The 17,804-nt window shown below is 55.4% G+C and carries 17 protein-coding genes; 13 read left to right on the top strand and 4 right to left on the bottom strand.

Going from position 1 to position 17,804, the window contains the following annotated elements; genetic code table 11:
- Positions 1-61 precede the first annotated feature (61 nt).
- The 3 genes from CLOEV_RS14350 to CLOEV_RS14340 form a co-directional block, all read right to left on the bottom strand.
- Positions 62-994, bottom strand: coding sequence for a LysR family transcriptional regulator (locus CLOEV_RS14350; RefSeq protein ID WP_008708858.1), 933 nt, complete (start codon positions 992-994; stop codon positions 62-64).
- A gap of 100 nt (positions 995-1,094) precedes the next feature.
- Positions 1,095-1,643, bottom strand: coding sequence for a phosphoribosyltransferase family protein (locus CLOEV_RS14345; protein WP_008708860.1), 549 nt, complete (start codon positions 1,641-1,643; stop codon positions 1,095-1,097).
- Positions 1,644-1,657: 14 nt separating this feature from the next.
- Complete coding sequence (locus CLOEV_RS14340) at positions 1,658-2,770, bottom strand: guanine permease (RefSeq protein ID WP_008708861.1); 1,113 nt, start codon at positions 2,768-2,770, stop codon at positions 1,658-1,660.
- Between the two features lie 263 nt (positions 2,771-3,033).
- Here CLOEV_RS14340 and CLOEV_RS14335 point away from each other — a divergent pair, with 263 nt between their 5' ends.
- The 8 genes from CLOEV_RS14335 to ilvA all read left to right on the top strand — a co-directional run bounded on the left by CLOEV_RS14335 (position 3,034) and on the right by ilvA (position 12,460).
- Positions 3,034-3,756, top strand: coding sequence for a FadR/GntR family transcriptional regulator (locus tag CLOEV_RS14335; RefSeq protein WP_034444582.1), 723 nt, complete (start codon positions 3,034-3,036; stop codon positions 3,754-3,756).
- Between the two features lie 253 nt (positions 3,757-4,009).
- Entirely contained in the window at positions 4,010-5,725 is a 1,716-nt protein-coding gene (locus CLOEV_RS14330) for a thiamine pyrophosphate-binding protein (protein ID WP_051485136.1), read from the top strand.
- Between the two features lie 102 nt (positions 5,726-5,827).
- On the top strand, positions 5,828-6,823 hold the full coding sequence (locus CLOEV_RS14325; protein ID WP_034444579.1) for a TAXI family TRAP transporter solute-binding subunit: 996 nt from the start codon (positions 5,828-5,830) through the stop codon (positions 6,821-6,823).
- A 143-nt stretch (positions 6,824-6,966) separates the two neighbouring features.
- On the top strand, positions 6,967-8,823 hold the full coding sequence (locus CLOEV_RS14320; protein ID WP_051485135.1) for a TRAP transporter permease: 1,857 nt from the start codon (positions 6,967-6,969) through the stop codon (positions 8,821-8,823).
- A gap of 109 nt (positions 8,824-8,932) precedes the next feature.
- Positions 8,933-9,358 carry a DUF6917 domain-containing protein gene (locus CLOEV_RS14315; protein ID WP_034444576.1) on the top strand — a complete coding sequence of 142 codons (426 nt, stop codon included), beginning with the start codon at positions 8,933-8,935 and terminating at the stop codon, positions 9,356-9,358.
- Between the two features lie 107 nt (positions 9,359-9,465).
- Positions 9,466-10,713, top strand: a complete 1,248-nt coding sequence (locus CLOEV_RS14310) for an L-cysteine desulfidase family protein (protein WP_342667584.1) — start codon at positions 9,466-9,468, stop codon at positions 10,711-10,713.
- 31 nt (positions 10,714-10,744) lie between these two features.
- On the top strand, positions 10,745-11,197 hold the full coding sequence (locus tag CLOEV_RS14305; RefSeq protein WP_008708865.1) for a hypothetical protein: 453 nt from the start codon (positions 10,745-10,747) through the stop codon (positions 11,195-11,197).
- 9 nt (positions 11,198-11,206) lie between these two features.
- Positions 11,207-12,460 carry a threonine ammonia-lyase IlvA gene (gene ilvA / locus CLOEV_RS14300; RefSeq protein ID WP_008708867.1) on the top strand — a complete coding sequence of 418 codons (1,254 nt, stop codon included), beginning with the start codon at positions 11,207-11,209 and terminating at the stop codon, positions 12,458-12,460.
- Positions 12,461-12,565: 105 nt separating this feature from the next.
- Here the strand turns inward: ilvA and CLOEV_RS14295 are convergent, their stop codons facing one another.
- Positions 12,566-12,844 (bottom strand): hypothetical protein, encoded by a 279-nt coding sequence (locus CLOEV_RS14295; RefSeq protein ID WP_008708868.1) that lies wholly within the window; start codon positions 12,842-12,844, stop codon positions 12,566-12,568.
- Between the two features lie 521 nt (positions 12,845-13,365).
- Between CLOEV_RS14295 and yedE the strand changes: the two genes are divergently transcribed.
- The 5 genes from yedE (at position 13,366) to CLOEV_RS14270 (ending at position 17,792) form a co-directional block, all read left to right on the top strand.
- Positions 13,366-14,433: a YedE family putative selenium transporter gene (yedE, locus tag CLOEV_RS14290; protein ID WP_034446109.1), complete on the top strand. Its 1,068-nt coding sequence runs from the start codon at positions 13,366-13,368 to the stop codon at positions 14,431-14,433.
- A 12-nt stretch (positions 14,434-14,445) separates the two neighbouring features.
- A complete protein-coding gene (locus CLOEV_RS14285; protein ID WP_008708870.1) occupies positions 14,446-14,661 on the top strand; it encodes a sulfurtransferase TusA family protein in 216 nt (71 codons plus the stop codon).
- A gap of 232 nt (positions 14,662-14,893) precedes the next feature.
- Positions 14,894-16,339: a sensor histidine kinase gene (locus tag CLOEV_RS14280; RefSeq protein ID WP_245591138.1), complete on the top strand. Its 1,446-nt coding sequence runs from the start codon at positions 14,894-14,896 to the stop codon at positions 16,337-16,339.
- Entirely contained in the window at positions 16,332-17,021 is a 690-nt protein-coding gene (locus tag CLOEV_RS14275) for a response regulator transcription factor (protein WP_008708872.1), read from the top strand. Before CLOEV_RS14280 ends, CLOEV_RS14275 begins: the two co-directional genes overlap by 8 nt.
- Before the next feature lie 222 nt (positions 17,022-17,243).
- Positions 17,244-17,792 (top strand): phosphatase PAP2 family protein, encoded by a 549-nt coding sequence (locus CLOEV_RS14270; protein ID WP_034444571.1) that lies wholly within the window; start codon positions 17,244-17,246, stop codon positions 17,790-17,792.
- The last annotated feature ends 12 nt before the right edge of the window (positions 17,793-17,804 follow it).

The following is a 17,804-nucleotide window of genomic DNA, read 5'->3' as shown; positions in this document are numbered from 1 at the left end:
CTTTCACAAATGGCAGGTACTAATTGAAGTATATCGATATCATAATATCGGTATAGTTTACTTATCTGAGATTATTGGAAACTTCCGCAACGGTTTCTTTGAGTTTTTCAATGAAGGTCATATCCTCGCGGCTGAAACGGTAATTTTTTCGGAATACGAGGATGTCACGGAAGGAGTTGTCGGCGTCGCAGCAGGGGCGCTGCACAAGGTCGAAGCAGTCAAGCACCGCCTGCGGCATCGGGGAGACCCAGATATAGGTACAGGGCAGCCGCTGCAGCAGCTCGAACTGTATCCCGCGTTCGTAAACGGCGATCTTTTTCTTTTTTTCATGTTTCTGCGCAAGCAGCCGTGCCTCCGAGACCGGCATCGCGGGAACGGAGTTGTCGTCATGGACGATCTCCGTGAACTGGCGCAGGTCGCTGTATCTTATCTCCGGGGCGGCCGCGAGCTGATGCTTCCGCGACATCAGCGCGAGGTATTCAAATTCCCAAATGTCTTCGTATTTGAGGCCGCGTTCTTCGAGCGCCGAGAGGAAGTATTTTTCATGGACGTCCTGATAGCGCACGATGCCGAGGCAGAAACGGCCGTCGCTGACGTCTTTTATGGTCTGCATCGAGTTCGTCTCATGGTATTTGAGGTCTACGGCCTCCTGCCCGTCAAGGGTCTGTGTGAATTTTGTGAAGGCGTAGGCGGCATAGCTCGCGCGCGGCAGCGAGAGGCTGAAGGTCTGCGCTCCCGAGGGCTTGTAAAGCGATTCGAGCTCGTCTATCTGTACCAGGATGTTGCGCGCGTATTCAAGGAAGCGCGCCCCCTGCGGCGTCGGCACGACGCCCTTGGAGGTGCGGTTGAATATGGTGATATTCATATCCTCCTCAAGTTCGCGGATAGCCTTGCTCAAATGCGGCTGTCCCATAAATAAGTTTTCCGCCGCCCGTGAAATGGAGCCCGTCTTTTCAACTTCGACCGCATATCTCAGGTGTTGTATGTTATTCATGAAAGTACCCCCGGATGATTTTTCCTTTCACTATAATAGCAGAAAAAAGCGAAAGCCGCCTCAAAAATAGGGCGGCCGCGCCATTTTAACGTTAGTTTTACTAATCTTTGAAGATGGGAAGCCTTTCCAGATATATGAGGTCGTCGTTAGAATAGCCGCCCTCCTCAAGCAGTACGGCGACTTTGCTGATCACGGTACAGCCTGTCTTTGCGAGCACCTCTTCCAGCGAACGCAGCGAGCCGCCGGTAGAGACGACGTCGTCAACGACGCATACTTTTTTGCCGTCGAGTTTGGCGGCGTCGAACTCGTCGATAACGATTACCTGCTTTTCGGTGGTCGTGATCGATTTGACCTCGGCGATGATGGGATGTTCCATGTATCCCTTGACCGACTTGCGCGCGACGACGTAATCGACGCCCATACGCACAGCGAGGGCGTGCGTGAGCGGTATGCCCTTCGCCTCGGGACAGACGAGCATGTTTATATCCCCCAGCCCCTTTATCTTTTCATAGAGCGCGTCGGCGCATTTTTCGATGAGCCGGGTGTCGCCGAGCATGACGAAGGAGGCGATGCGGAGGTCCGGGGCGATCCTCACCTTCTTCAGTTCGCGCACGAGCCCCGCGACATGCAGCGTATAGCTTTCGTTCATAGTTTTGTCCTCCTTTAGAGTCCGAAGATTATTTTTATCGCGACGCCGGCGAGCAGTCCGTAAAAGGGGTTCCAGCGGGCCGAGGCGATCACGGTGACGCCGATGGCCATGCCCCACGGAGAGAAGCCGAAGGGGCCCTGCGCCGCCGGGGCGAGCGATATCGCCGCCTGAATGTTTGAAATGAAGGTGACGAAGACGCCGAGGACGAAGAGGAACCCGGATATCGCGGCGCTGTGGACATACCTCCCAAGCACCGGCAGCAGCTTGAGCAGGAGGATCGCCGCCATTATCAGCATCATCATGATCGAGGCGGTCACAGGATGCGGCGCCGTCGCCGTTCCCGAGATGATGGCCTCGACCGGGCCGCCGCCGAAGAATGAGGAGCCCATGTCGGCGAGCGAGGAATAGATGGCGAGGTGGTCGATATTGGCGTTGGTATTCGCGATGCCGCCGGTTATTTTGCCGAAGCTGATGTTGGCCCCGATATTGAGGCAGGCGAGGGCGAGGGCGCTGACGACGATCCGGGGATGCTCCCAGATCTTCCATTCAATGTTTCCCAGCGTGAGCCGCTCGCGGCTCTCGTCGACGGAGAGGTTCTGCACCTCGACCCTGCCGTATTTCTTCAGCACATTGAAAACGATCGTCGCGGCAATCACGGAGATGATCACCGTCTTCGCGAGGTCGAAGGTGACGAACCAGGTGGCGAGCGCGACCGCCATAGAGGAAATGCCGGAATACTTCTCGGATTCAAGCATATCGACCGAAACGAGCGCGAGCATGACGCCGACGCCGGCCATCATCGCGTTGACGATGACGGGGCCGATCATTTCGACGATCTTTTCGTTAAGTCCGAGCAGCGAGGGGATGAGAAGGAAGAGCGCGCCCCAAAAGACGAGGCTCATTCTCTCGCGCGGCGTGCTGCCCATCTTGCCGGCGACGGCGATAGTCTCGGCCTGGAAAGATATGGTAGCCACGGAGTTGAAGGCGAACGAGCCGGCGGCTCCGATGAGAAAGGCTATCGCGGTGGGGAACGCCGCGAAGCCGAGCGAAAGTGAAAGCAACCCCTGCGGTATCCCGTTCATTACGACGGCCAGCGCGGTGAGTAGGTCTGTTGCGTATGATTCCATAAAAAGTGCCTCCTGAGGTTCGTATAAAATAGCCGTAAATGGCAAAAACGCCAATAAAATTACATTAGCCGGGATTATTTGTCAACTACGGGATAATAATTCAATAAATAAATTGACTTTTGTCAGGTAATTGTCCGGATCCTTATGACCTGAGGCGGAATCACCCCACAAATAGATGCTTGCACATAAAGATATTATATGTTTTATAATTACCTCGTAACGTTGATACGATGGATGGTTTTTTTAAGGCTTGGAGGAAGGCTATGAAGACTGTGGAAGAAAATGTCAACCCCTTGGAGTTTCCCATATTGCATATGATGCGTGAGGCTGAAACGCCTATGGGAGCGGGTGCGATTGCCGAGATACTGGAACGGCAGGGCATAGTGATAAGCGAGGCCGGCATCGGCAGGGCGCTCCGTTCTTTTCGCCAGAGAGGCATGCTCGAGCGGAAGGGGTTTCAAGGGCATGTCATAACAGATAAAGGTATCGAGAGGCTTGCTAACCTTGAGGCGACGAAGAAATATGGTGAGACGCTGAAAAAACTTATGGAGAAAAGCCCCATACATAACTATAATGTGGTGGATATTTTAACGGCGAGACGCGCGCTCGAGCGCGAAGCTGCATATCAGGCGGCGCTCAAGGCAACTCCGGAGGATATCGCTGAATTGGAAGACATCGTGCGGGCGCAGTACAGCGGGATGGAAAAGAATGAAAACTATGCCGACCATTCCGCAGCCTTTCACAAGACCGTCATTAAGATGGCCCGCAGCTCGATCCTCAGCAACCTTTATGACCTGATCGGTCTGTCGGTCCAGTGGCAGGATTTCTTTATCGGGACATTCAAAATGTATAATCAGCCTGTCAATGTTTCACATGAAAAAGTATTGCAGGCGATAAAAGATCACGACCCGGACAAAGCGGCTTTACTGATGGGAAAACACCTTACGGATGTCATAAGCAACGCGAAGAAGCTCCGCCTCGAATAGAAACATTTTTTACCGTCCCCACAGCCGTTTACGGAATATCTGTTTTTGCAAGGTCTAAGGCCTCCGCTCCGACAGCGGCGGTCTTTTCTGCGTTGTTGGGCACAAAACTTTTGTAACATGATTCATGTCCAAAACAATAAATTATTGAAAAGACTTTTGTGGTTGACAATAAAGTAAATTTTGCTTATATTATTGCTGCTCATCTATGACGGGCGGCGATGATCAGTTTTCAAAAAATATTGGGGGTATGCGTATGAATATGTCTGGTGCGCAGATTATATTAGAAATGCTGAAGCTTCACGGGGTCAAGCATGTTTTTGGCCTGCCCGGAGAGACGACGCTGGGATTTTACCGTGAGTGGCTGAAATGTGCCGAGATAGAACACATTCTGACTCATGACGAACGGGCTGCCGCCTACATGGCAGAGGCTTACGCGAAGGTCAGCGGACGGGTCGGCATCAGCGAAGCGCCGAGTCCAGGAGGTTCGCATCCAGTCCCGGGCGTTCTCGAATCATTTACAGGAGCCGTTCCGACGATATGTTTCACCTCGGATGTGCCATACAATAACGATAAGAGAAATATGCTCTCCGGTTTCGACCAGAACCGTCTTTATAGTGCCGTCACGAAAGAGAGCATCCTTGTGACGAAGGCTAAGGATATTCCGTTTCTTATCCGCAGGGCCTTCAGAGTCGCGCTCTCAGGCCGCCCCGGCGCGGTGCATATCAGGGTGCCGATGGATATATATACGGAGGAGGCGGAGATAGACGATCTCTACGCTGATCCCTGCATGGCTGAATGGCCGGCATATCGTCCGGTCGCGGACTTCTCCCAGATCGACAAAGCGATAAAACTGCTGTCCACGGCCAAACGCCCGGTAATCGTCTGCGGTCAGGGCGCTTTGATCTCCGATGCCGGCGATGAAGTCAGGGCGCTTGCCGAACGGCTCAATATTCCGGTCGGCTGCACGATGACGGGCAAGGGAACGATCTCTGAAACTCACCCTCTTTCGATTCGTCTGATCGGCGCCAGAGGCGGCACGAGCTATTCGAATAAATTTCTCGAGACGGCCGACCTCGTATTCTTCATCGGTTCCAACACGGACTCCGCTGGCACGGATGCCTGGAAACTTCCCAAACAGAGTGATGGCCTGAAGGTTATATATCTTAACATTGATGGAGTGGACGCTGGGAACAATTACCGCACGGATGCTGTCCTTCTAGGCGACGCCAAGGCGACGGTGGCGATGATGGTCGAGAAGATAAAGGCCGAAGGCGTCAGGTCCAACGCGGAGAACGGCTGCGAAGCGGCGCCGGCTATGAGGGCGCTTGACGAATCACTCAAAGGAATTGAAAGCTCCGAACAGTCTCCCATACATCCGGTGCGTTTTATGAAGGAGCTAGAGGCGCTGCTGCCCGAGAAAAGCTATATTGTGGTAGAGCCCAGCGTTGGCAGCATTTTCTCCGCCGCCTACATAAAACAGACAAAACAGGGGCGTCTCTTCCTTTCAAATTATTCAAACGGAGCGCTCGGTTACGCCCTGCCCGCCGCAGTCGGCGTCGCCGTGGCCCACCCCGACCATACCGTGATCGCGATGGGAGGAGACGGCAGTTTTCATTTTAACTGCGGTGAACTTGAGACATACGCCCGTCTTGGCGTAAATGTCAAAATGATCGTCTGTAATAACAATGTTTTTGGTTGGATCAAAGGAGAAACGGCTCATGTTTACCGTTCCGACTTCTTCGCCACGGATTTTGGCGCGGTGGATTATGCTGGGGTAGCGAGGGCTTTTGGCGTGAAAGCATACAAGCTTGACGATCCCGCGAAGATAGGCGAAACGCTGAAAGAGGCCATCGAATATAGCGGTCCCGTGCTGATCGAACTGCGGGTCCCGGATGAGAGCGAATTGGTACCGCCGGTGCCGCGCTGGATTCCCAACGCCGTGGAAAACAATATCCCATATTGTTATTAAAGAAATAACGCGGGAATCCTTCCACGGGCTGGCGTCAAAAGAACTTGAAAGTGTAAGGAATCGTAATGACACCATTATGAAAAGGGTAAGGAGGCTATTTTTATGAAAAAGGGCAATAGGGCTATTCTGGGTATTTTGGCATCTGTAATGACAATCTTTTTTGTGTGCGCAAGCGGTTTTGCCGCCCAACAGGACCTCAAGATCGGCTCCAATAAGGTCGGCAGTACGTGGTACGTTCAGGCGGCCTGCATTGCTGACGCGGTTAAGAAGGCCTATCCTGATATGAAGATAGACGCCGCGCCGATCGCCGGAGGCATCGGCAATCTTAAACTGATGGGCAAGAATCAGATGAACATCGCCCTCACGATGGATAACAATAACCTCTGGGCCTGGAACGGGCAGGTCCTTTTTGAACAGCCGATAAAGAACATTCGGACATTGGCCGGAGGGCTGGATCAGTTCTATGTAGGTATCGCCGTGCGTCGGGGCAGCGGCATCAAATCGCTGGAAGATGTTGTAAAGAACAAGCAGAAGATCCGCCTGATGACGGTTCAGCGCGGCACCACCGGCGAGGCTTCGGCCGCTCATGTGCTGGAGGCGGTCGGCATGAATTACGACGATATCAAGAAGTGGGGGGGAGCCGTAGACCATACGGACTTTGAGGCCATTACGAACGCGATAAAGGACGGCCGCTGTGACGTCTTTATCCAGGCTCTCTCCAAGGGGCATCCGACTTTCACGGAGCTTGCGGTGCTAGGCAAGATAGACCTTATCACAATTTCCAAGGGTGCACTGAAAAAACTTGAAAAGTATGGGTATACCCAGTCACCGCTCCCGAAGGACAGTTTCAAGGGACAGACCGCAGACCTGGTCCTGCCCGGATATCGCTCCACGCTTACGGTCACTGACAAGATGGATGACGAGACCGCGTATAAGATCACTAAAGCCGTAGTCGAGGGTAAGGAGGCGCTTGTGAAAGGGCATAAGGCTTTCGCGGATTTTGAACCGGCAAAAGCCGGCAATCCGGAAAACCTTGGCGGTGTCCCGCTTCACCCCGGCGCTGCGAAGTATTACAAAGAAAAAGGATATATTAAATAACCCGATATTCGTCAAGAAATTTTTATAGCGCAGCTCTCAGGGGGAATTGAGTTCAGCAATCAGCCTTTCCCCCTGTCTCTTAACCCGGAACCCGTTCTAGTGTGACATTTGAGGGCAAGATCGTTTGGAAGGAATGGTCTTAATTGGAAAATATACGTAAACGGCTGGCCTTTATCGTCTCTCTCTGCTGGCTGGCGGGGCAGATATATATAGCTTTTGTACCTGTTCAGGGAATGGTCATAAAACCGCTGCATGTTGGCTTTGCATTGCTGCTGGTTTTCCTCCTTAAACCTTTTATCAAGGACAAGCCCGTGCTTTCAGCGTTTGTTGACGCCGCCTGTTTCCTGGTCACCTTCGCGTTTATGATTCACATCGCAGTAAATTCAGTGAGAATCGTGGAGAGGATTCCCTTCGTTGACGACCTGTTCTTGCTGGACAAGATTTTCGCCTTTTCCCTCGTTCTTCTTTTGATGGAGGCCGGCAGGCGATACCTTGGCTGGTCGATGACGATTATCGCCGTGATATTCATGGCCTACAGCTTTTTCGGCAAAAGCCTTCCCGGCATTCTGTCTCATCCTGGAGTGGATCTGATCAGCTTCGTGGAAAATCAAGTAATGACCACCGGCGGTATTTTCTCGAGCCCGATAGCCGCCTCCGCGGACACGATCTTTTACTTTATGATTTTCGGAGCTTTTCTGGCCGCGACGCCGGCGGGGAAATTATTTGTTTCGATTGCTAAATACGCCACCCGTAATTCCGTCGGGGGCCCGGGCAAGGCCTCTATTCTCGCGTCGGGGTTGTTCGGGATGATCAGCGGCAGCGCCGCCGCAAATGTCGCCTCCGTCGGGGTCATTACATACCCAATGATGGAAAAGGGCGGCTTCAAGCCGGTATTCAGCGCGGCGCTCCTTGCCACTGCCGGTACAGGAGGACAGCTTATCCCTCCAGTAATGGGGGCCTCGGCGTTCATTATGGCGGATATGATCGGGATATCCTATTTTAAAATCATTCTCTGCGCGACGCTGCCGGCGCTGCTTTATGTCGGTTCGCTGCTCTGGGAAGTACATCTTGAAGCCAGCAAGCAGGAAATAAAGCCCGAGGTTATAGACGCTAAAGAACACCTTGCCATAATAAAGGGCTATCTGCACCTTATGCTTCCGATAGTCGTACTTGTCTCTCTGATCGCCATGGGGCGTTCGCTAATGTATTCCGCTCTTGCCTCCACCGTGGTACTCATCCTTCTTTGCCAGGTCAAGAAAGATACGCGGCTGTCGATCAGAGAGATTATCGATATGGGAGTCGATGGGACAAAAGCATCCGTAATAGTAGCCCTTCCCTGTGCTTTGGCTGGGATCGTCATTGGGGAGGTCGTATTTACCGGCCTGGGGCTGCGTTTCAGTTCCGTTATCGCCTCCTTCTCCGCAAACAGCCTGTTGTTGGCTCTCCTCCTCTCAACGGTTATGATAATTATCATGGGAATGGGTATGCCTACCAGCGCCGCCTATATTATGAGCGCCGTGCTGCTGGCGCCGGCGATGCAGAACCTTGGCGTGGAGGCGATAGTCGCTCATATGTTCATTTTCTATTTTGCCAATATGTCGATGATTACGCCGCCAGTCGCAATCGCCTCTTATACGGCGGCCGGTATTGCGGAGACCGGCCTGTGGGAGACCGGCATCGAAGCGGTACGTCTCGCCATAATCCTTTTCCTTATACCGTTTGTCTTCGTCTATAATCCCGCGCTGCTTGGCTTGGGGTCTGTTCCGTCCATCGCCTGGGTCTTTTTTACCTGCGTGATGGGTATAATGGGGCTGGGGATAGGCGTCATCGGCTACTGGAAGGGCAGCATGGGATGGCCGATGCGGGCTTTGTTCATTGTCGCGGCACTCCTTCTCATCGTGCCGGAGACTATCTCGGATATCGCCGGACTCGCAATGTTATTCGCGCTGATGTTCGCGCAGTTTAAAAAGAGTGGAAAGGCACTGCGGGCGGCCAATTAATATTATTCTCCGGTGAATTGTTTTTGCAGGCCCTCCTTTGATCATAGAGGAGGGCTTGATTTATATTATGTTATGCCGTTTAAAGATCATGGAAAGGGTGGGATGATGGATGATTTTAAAATTTAACCCCGATATCTTTCACGCTAAAAGGGATGCCGAGGGAGAGGTGATCGTCGTTTTGGATGGGACGAGGGATGACAGAAAGCTGAAGGTCGAAAACCACTACGCAAGGTCGCTGAAAAAATATGATATCCATGAGGTGATAGTTACGGATGAAGACGGCATCGAGCTTGGCGGAGAAGTGAATAAAATAGGTTATATCTGCTTCTTTGAAGTTTTGCAGGGAGGGCATATAATCTTAGGCGATGGCTTATATATAGCAGGCAGGCTGATAGGGAAAGTTGTCGGCTTTGACGATATTCATATGCCTAACCATATGAATATCATCATTCAAAGCCACGACAGACGTTCGGCAAAAGAACGAGGCGTAGTGCTGGGGGACATGGTATCTATCGGCACTGTCCGGAAAAAATGATTATCGAAATTAAGGAGGGAAAACATTGCTGACATTAAAAGAGTTTCTTCGCAATGAGGTGAAACCCGCGTTGGGATGTACCGAGCCGGGGGCGGTGGCCCCTCGCGGTGGCCCACGCCTGTGCGGAGCTGCCGGACAGGGACGATATTGCCGCGGTACGCGTGACGGTCAGCTCAAGCATCTATAAAAACGGCATGGCGGTAGGCATCCCCGGAACGAAGGGGGCGCGCGGCAACGCCATCGCGGCGGCGATGGGCGCGATCTGCGGCGACGCCTCTTTAGGTTTGGAGGTGCTTCGCAGCAGCACGCTTGAGGATGTGGCGAAGGCCGAGGCCTGGGTGCGCGACGAGCGCGTTTCCATCTATTGTGATCCTGACCGGAGCGGCGTATATGTGCTTGCATCAGTGTTCACCCCCGGACACAAGGCGGTCTGCCTCATCGAAAACAGCCATTCTAACGTTGTCAAAACGGTGTTGGACAACGAAACTAAATTTGAAGCTGAGCGCAATGGTGTGTCTGCAAGCGGCTTTGACGACGGCTTCCCGCAGACTCTGCAGGAGGCGCTCGCCCTGGCCGATGAGATCGACGCCGAAGATGTCAGTTTTATATGGGACGGCATCAACATGAACTACAGGGTCGCGGACGGCGGCTTCAAGACTCAGGAAGAGTGCAGCAGCTGCGGCGCCTGCCTTCAGAGCAGCAAGTTCGGGCGTTCTTTGCTTAAGATCGACCCTGCCTGCGGCCCGATCCCCGTGGCGATGGAGATACGCAGCACCTGCGCCGCCGCGGCGGAGGCGAGGATGTCCGGCATCCTGCTTCCCGTCATGAGCAGCGCCGGCAGCGGCAATCACGGGATAACGGCGATCCTCCCCGTCGCGGTGCTGGGGAAACGGGCCGGCAAGAGCGAGGATGAGATCGCGAAGGCCGTCGCCGTGAGCCATATCGCGACGAGCTTCGTCAAGCATAACCTGGGACGCCTCTCCCCCGTCTGCGGCTGTTCCGTCGCCGCGGGAGCGGGAGCCGCCGCGGGCATGACCTATCTGATGGGCGGAAGCTACGAACAGATATGCACCGCGATGAGCCTGTTGCTTGCGAATATCGCGGGGATGCTCTGCGACGGGGCAAAGGAGAGCTGCGCGCTGAAGGTCGGAGCCGCGGCCGCCGAAGCCTATTACGCGGCGGAGTGGGCGCTCATGGGGCAGAAGCTTGCCGTCCCGCAGGGAGTTTTCGGCGAGACGATCGAAGAGACGGTGGAAAATGTCGGGCGCATATCGCGCGAGGGAATGAGAACGGTGGACCGTGTCATGATCGAGATACTCGATAAAAGACACAGGCCAAGTTCGGTAGCATATTAGCGGTATATTAAAAGAAAGGTCTGAAATGAGAATGATGAAGAAAAAAATCCATAACGCCGTGGCGGCGGCGCTTATCTGCGCGGTGATGGTGGTATCCGTACCCGCGGCAAAGGCGCTGGACCTCGGTGACATCCTCAAGAAAGGAGCCATCGGCGTCGCCGGCGGCTGGCTCGTAACGGCCATCTCGCCGCAGATGAACGATTTCATCAACACGATCACCTTCAACAAAGGCGTCAAGTATGAGGGATACACAAAGGTGGTGCCTATCGTCTCGATCGGCGACGGCACGCGTATTGGCGCCGCCCAGGTCGGCGCTACGACCAAGGACGCCATCGACCGTACCAAGGCGGTGGCACAGCTTGAGGGAGAATTCAGCAGCGTCCGCGCGACGGCGCTGATCCCGATAGATTCGCTCAACCCGATCCAGCGTTTCCGCCGCGTCAAGGGCGTGGGCGTCACGGCGATCATCAACGTAAGGCTTTAGGGTCTTAAGATGTCAGACTACCGGCCTCAGCTTCACGATATTCAGAAAGCAAAGCAGCGCATAAGCGGCGTAGTGGTAAATACGCCGCTTATGCTGAACATCCAGTTGTCCGAACGGTATGGAGCCAATATCTGGCTCAAGCGCGAGGATATGCAGATCGTCCGTTCTTATAAGATACGCGGCGCCTATAACAAGATATCCGGGCTTTCGCAGGAGGAGCTCGCGCGCGGCGTCGTCTGCGCCTCGGCGGGCAACCACGCGCAGGGGGTCGCCCTCGCCTGCAACAAGCTTGACATCCAGGGGACCATTTTTATGCCGAAACCGACGCCGAAACAGAAGATAAACCAGGTAAAGATGTTCGGCAAGGATAATATAAACATCGTGCTGACGGGCGACACCTACGACGACGCCTGCAGCGAGGCGGTCGCCTGGTGCGAGTCGCAGAACGGCACCTTCATCCACCCCTTCAACGATCCGCAGATAATCGAAGGGCAGGCTACGCTGGCCCTCGATATTCTCAACGAGGCATTCGGAGACTTTCACTATATCCTGCTGCCGATCGGCGGCGGCGGGCTGATGGCGGGAGTCGGCAGCGTCTTCAAGAGCCTCAGCCCGGAGACCTGCGTCGTCGGCGTGGAATCCACCGGCACGGCCTCGATGAAGGCGGCCTTTGACGCGGGAGAGCCGGTCGAGCTGTCCGAAATAGACACCTTCGCGGACGGCATCGCGGTGCGCAAGGCGGGGGACATCACCTTTGACATCTGCCGCGAGGTGGTGGACCGCCTCGTTCAGGTGCCTGAGGGGCAGATCTGCACGACGATATTGAGCCTCTATAATGAGAGCGCCATCGTCGTTGAACCCGCGGGAGCCGTATCAGTCTCCGCGCTTGAATATATAAAAGATGATATCCGCGGCAAGAACGTCGTCTGCGTCATCAGCGGCAGCAACAACGACATAACGCGTATGGAGGAGATCAAGGAACGCTCGCAGCTCCACCAGGGGCTGAAGCATTATTTCATCCTGCGCTTCCCGCAGAGGGCGGGCGCGCTGCGCGAATTTCTTGAGCGGGTGCTCGGCCCAGACGACGACATCACGCACTTCCAGTATTCCAAGAAAAACTCGCGCGAACGCGGTCCCGCGGTGGTGGGGATCGAGCTGCGCCACGCGGAGGATTTCGCGCCGCTTGTCAAGCGAATGAAGCAGCACAACATCGTCTACGAATATCTAAACGACAAGCCCGATCTTTTCCAATTCCTCATATAGCGGCGCGTCCGGCCTGCGGACGTACCTGTTTGCCGGGGTTCCTCAAAGCACAAAGAGAGACGGTCAAGGACCGCCTCTCTCTGCTCTGGGGTTTATGGGGGGACATTAGCTCTGGTTGGCTTTTTTGATGATTTCCGTTATCATGGCTTCGCCGCGCGGCGTCATATTTTGGACCGCTTCCAGATCCTCGTGCGTAAAAGAGGAGAAATCAAAATTGGCGCGCTTTAAAATGGCTGCGCCAATATAATGGACCGCATCCTTATTTTTTTTATAGATCCGCTCTTCCAGTTTTTTCATTTTTGTATCAAGCTCTTTTATAAGCAGTTCGGGACTCCTTCTTATCCTTTTTGCTGTCGGCCCCTTGGATTCTCTGCTCGCAGTCATTTTGTTTCATCCCTTCCCGCATCGGACTTATATTTTCCCCTGTTATTTATTCTCATAGCATCATATTGGTAAGTATAATCTTATTTTATCGTCTGCACATTGCGCTTTATGCTTATATCTCTCTGCGTAGGCATAATGATTAAATGTTTCTTTTTAAGAACATTTTTTGCCGGGATAATTGCCCGCGGAACGCAGCCGTCCGCTGTTTAGGCTCTTGCACAACAATCTCCTGACACAAATTGCAAAAGTATAAGGTTAGTGCTTATAATAGAGAAGATGTTATGTAAAAGAATTTTTTAAGGGGGAAGGCTGTCATGACGTGATCGGTTAATTCGGCTCGTGTACCGAGTCTGCCGTCTGTTGCCGTCCTCCCGCATGCCCGCTTTTAAAAGGATAAACACTTTTCTTTTCTGCTGTATTGATATGTGAGGAGACGGCCGGTACGCCTGCCGGCGCGTGGTCGTTTTATGTTTTTTCACAATCAAAGCCAACAGGAGGTAAATATTTTGGATCGTTTTCTTATGTCAAAGAATGGCCCGGCGATAGCCGGACTCATCCTCGGCGTCATTGCGGCGCTGCTTGTGAAGTTTGGGAACCCCGGAAATATGGGATTCTGCGTCGCCTGCTTCACGCGGGATATCGCCGGCGCCTTCGGTCTGCACCGCGCCGCCGTCGTGCAGTATCTGCGCCCTGAGATCGCGGGCTTTATCCTCGGAGCCTTCGCTTCGGCGCTGGCCTTTGCGGAATACAGGCCGCGCGGCGGCTCTTCGCCGATGGTGCGCTTCGCGCTGGGCTTCTTCGCGATGATCGGCGCGCTCGTCTTCCTCGGCTGCCCGTGGCGGGCCTATCTGCGCCTCGCGGGAGGGGACTGGAACGCCATCGCCGGCATCGCGGGGCTGATCGCCGGTATCGGCATCGGCGTCTGGTTCCTCTATAACGGCTTCAGCCTCGGCGCGGCGCGACCCACGCCGAAAGCGGCGGGACTCGTAATGCCGCTGCTTGCCCTGGCCATCCTCGCGCTGCTCTTTGCCAGGCCGCTCTTCGGTCCCGAAGGCGCCGGCCCGATCTTCTTTTCAGAGAAGGGGCCGGGAGCGGCTCACGCCCCCATCCTTATCTCGCTCGGCGCCGGACTCGTCGTCGGCTGGCTCGCGCAGCGCACGCGTTTCTGCACGATCGGCGCGGTGCGCGACCTGATCATGGTCAGGGATCCGCACCTGTTTAAGGGCATCGCCGCCTTCATCCTCGCGGCGTTTGTCGCTAACATGGCTCTCGGCCAGTTCAAAGCCGGTTTTGAGGGACAGCCCGTGGCGCATACGATGCAGCTCTGGAACTTCCTCGGCATGGTGCTCTCCGGACTCGCCTTCACGCTGGCCGGCGGCTGTCCCGGCAGGATGCTTATCATGTCGGGCGAGGGCGACTCCGACGCGGGGAGCTTCATCCTCGGCATGCTTGTGGGCGCGGCCTTCGCGCATAACTTTTCGCTTGCGAGCTCCGGCGCCGGAATCGGCGGTTTCGGCGCGCCTGCGACGATAATCGGGCTTATATTCTGTCTGCTGGTCGGATTCGGCTTCAGAAATAAGATGGCATAGGAGGTTTTAGAGATGGAAAAGAAGATCGTCGACGCGCGCGGCCTCTCCTGCCCGCAGCCTGTGATAGAGACCAAGAGGGTGCTTGACAAGATGAGTTCCGGCAGCGTGGAGATACTTGTCGATACCGTCACTTCGCGTGAAAACGTCATCCGTTTCGCGCAGCACGCCGGATGGAAGACGGAGTGGAAGGAGACCGAGACGGGGTTTGCCGTAACTGCGAAAAAATAGCGGCTGCCCGTTTCCGCAAGAGATAAAGGATAGGTTTCAGAAAACGCCGCCGCGGTAAACGCGCGGCGTTTTTTCGATGTCTCGATTATTTTAATGAAAACGCCGGTCGCCGCGGGCTAGGGCGGCCGGCGTTCATGTGTCTGTCCCGGGAATTTCCGTCAGTTTATCGACAGTTTAAGATTTCGTGGTATCGTTATGTATCGGAATAACGTGCGTAAAGCGGGTGTCTCAGGTGACGATCAAAAAACGGCTTTTTCTCTCCAATTTGTGCATGATCCTCGCACCGGTCTTCATTTCGGTGCTTGTCGGCGTCGCCTGCATCTCCGGCATCTGGTATGTGGTGGAGCACGGGACCGGCCTGGGCTTCGAGGAGAGCGAGGACTTTTTCGAGGCCGCGGCGGCGATCTCGGAGACGGTGGAAAAGGCTCTGCGGGCAAAGCCCGGGGAACGGGCGGATAAGCTCAGGGAGCTGAGCGGGTTCCTAGAACGCAGCGAAATGACGCTCTCCGTCCTGTTGGACGGAAAATCCTATTTTACTTACGGCAGCCGGTCCGCGCATGACGCGGCGTTCGTCTCCGCGGCCGAAGCGCTGCAGGGCGAAGGCATGCTCTCCCGCGACGGCAGAAACCTCTATGCTCACAGGATGGCCGCCAAAGAGGGGCTGTGGCAGATATACGTCTTTCACAGCAACAGCGAGTTCTCCTATTCCACTCTCAAGGCCGCCGTCGTCTTTGCCGCGATAGTGCTGCTCTTTGCCATATTTTTGTCCGTCTTGCTGACGAACCGTTTCCTGACTAAATTCATGCTGCAAAAGATCGCCGACCCGCTCGATATCCTGGCGGACGGAGTCTGCCAGATCCGCGACGGCAACCTGGACCACCGGATCGTCTACAACGAACGGGACGAATTCGCGCCGGTCTGCGACGCCTTCAATGAGATGGCGGGACGCCTGAAGGCCTCGGTGGACGAGACTCAACGGCAGGAGGAGAGCCGCCGTGAGCTGATGGCCGGCATCTCGCACGACCTGCGCTCCCCGCTGACCTCGATACAGGCCTATGTCGAGGGGCTGTTGGACGGCGTCGCGCAGACGCCGCAGGCGCGCCATAAATACCTGCTGACGATCAAGGCGAAGGCGGAGGACATCCAGCGAATGGTCTCGCAGATATTCCTCTTTTCCAAAATGGATCTGGAGGAATACCCGGTGCATCCGAGGCCGCTTCGTCTCGATGAGGAGATCGAAACGCTTTTGCGCGAGACCGGCGGCGAGTATGAGGCGAGGGGGCTGCGCATAGATTCAAGTCTCAGCCGCGCGGAGATATTCGCCGATCCCACTGAGCTGCGCCGCGTTTTGACGAACGTGCTGGACAACGCCGCGAAATATAAGACCGCCGCGCAGGGGCGCATGACGGTCGAACTCCGGCCAGAGGGCGAAGGCTTTCTGCTGACGATGACTGACGACGGCCCCGGCGTTCCCGAAGAGGCGCTGCCGAAGCTATTCGAGCTCTTTTACCGCAGCGACCCGGCGCGCCGCGACCCGCGGCAGGGCAGCGGCCTGGGGCTCGCCATCGCGGCGAAGGCGATATCACGGATGGGCGGCGTCATCAGCGCGGAAAACGCCGCCGGCGGAGGGCTGGCGATTTTGATTTGGCTGCCCGGGAAGGGAGACGCACATGAGTAAAATTCTGATCATCGAGGACGACATTTCGATCACGGAGATCGAACGCGATTACCTTGAGCTGAACGGATTTTCCGTTGAAAGCGCCCAGGACGGCACGAGCGGCCTGGCCCGCGGACTTTCGGGCGGCTTCGACCTGATCCTGCTCGACCTTATGCTGCCCGGAGTCGACGGCTTTACTGTTTGCCGGAAGCTGCGGGAAAAGCTCGACATCCCCATCCTGATGGTGACCGCGCGGCAGGAGGACATCGATAAGATCCGCGGTCTGGGCCTCGGAGCCGACGACTACATTGAAAAGCCCTTCTCGCCCGGCGTGCTCGTGGCGCGCGTGAAGGCCCATCTGGCGCGCTACGCCCGCCTGACCCAGCCCTCGGCCGCGCCCGCGGAAATAACGCTTGGCGGCGTTGCGGTGAACACGGCCTCGCGGCGGGTGACGGTGGAGGGCAAAGAGACGGAACTGAAAAACAAAGAATATGAGCTGCTGCTCTTTTTGATGCTGAACGCGGAGCGAGTATTCAGCCGCGAGGCGCTTTACGAAAATATTTGGGGCATGGAGGCGATGGGCGACAACTCTACCGTGGCCGTCCATATCAACAGGCTGCGCGAAAAGATCGAAGAGGACCCGGGCAAACCGCGCTATATACAGACGGTTTGGGGCGCGGGCTACCGTTTTAAGGGGCAATGACGGCAGGGCCGTATTCCCGCTGGACGCCGCCGCGGATTTTATCATCTGTTTAAACTCATAAAATATCCGGTTTATAACTTCCTGTTATCCTGTACCCGCAGAAGGAAACAGGAGGTGCTTTTCATGCGGAGGATGCAAAAGTCGATTTTAAAGGCCGATCGCCGTAAATGGCCGGCGCGGACGTTTCGCGCCGTATCTCAAGAGTGGAACGGATGATCCGCCATGAGCTTTGAATTTACGTTCCTGGATTTTATCCAGAGCAATATGCGCAGCGGTATCGGCGACGTGTTGATGTCTCTGATCACGCGCTTGGGCGATTCGGGGCTGCTCTGGTTCGCCGCGGGGGTCCTGGCGCTCCTCTTTCCGAACGGGCGCGTGCGCAGGGCCGGCGGCGCGCTGCTTCTGGCCCTGATCATCGAGGTCGTGATCTGCAACGGCATCCTCAAGCCGTTTGTGGCCCGCCCCCGCCCCTGCGACTTTAATACCGCCGTACAGCTGCTCGTCACGCGCCCCGGTGATTTCTCATTCCCCTCCGGTCATACGGGAGCCGCCTTTGCCGCGGCCTCCGCGCTTTATTTCAGCCGCTGCCGCTGGTGGCGGCCCGCGGCGGCGCTGGCGGTGCTGATAGCCTTCTCGCGCCTCTACCTCTACCTGCATTTCCCGACGGACGTGCTCGCCGGCGCGATGATCGGGATATTGACCGGCTGGCTGGGAAAGGTCCTTTCAGACCGTTTAGCGGCGGCTCTGGAGAAAAGAGGCAGGAAGAATTGAAATAAATGGCGG

The organism is Cloacibacillus evryensis DSM 19522 (assembly GCF_000585335.1).
In the GTDB taxonomy this organism is placed as follows: domain Bacteria; phylum Synergistota; class Synergistia; order Synergistales; family Synergistaceae; genus Cloacibacillus; species Cloacibacillus evryensis.
Note: the sequence above shows the minus strand (reverse complement) of the source record. Positions and strands in the feature narration are given on the sequence as shown.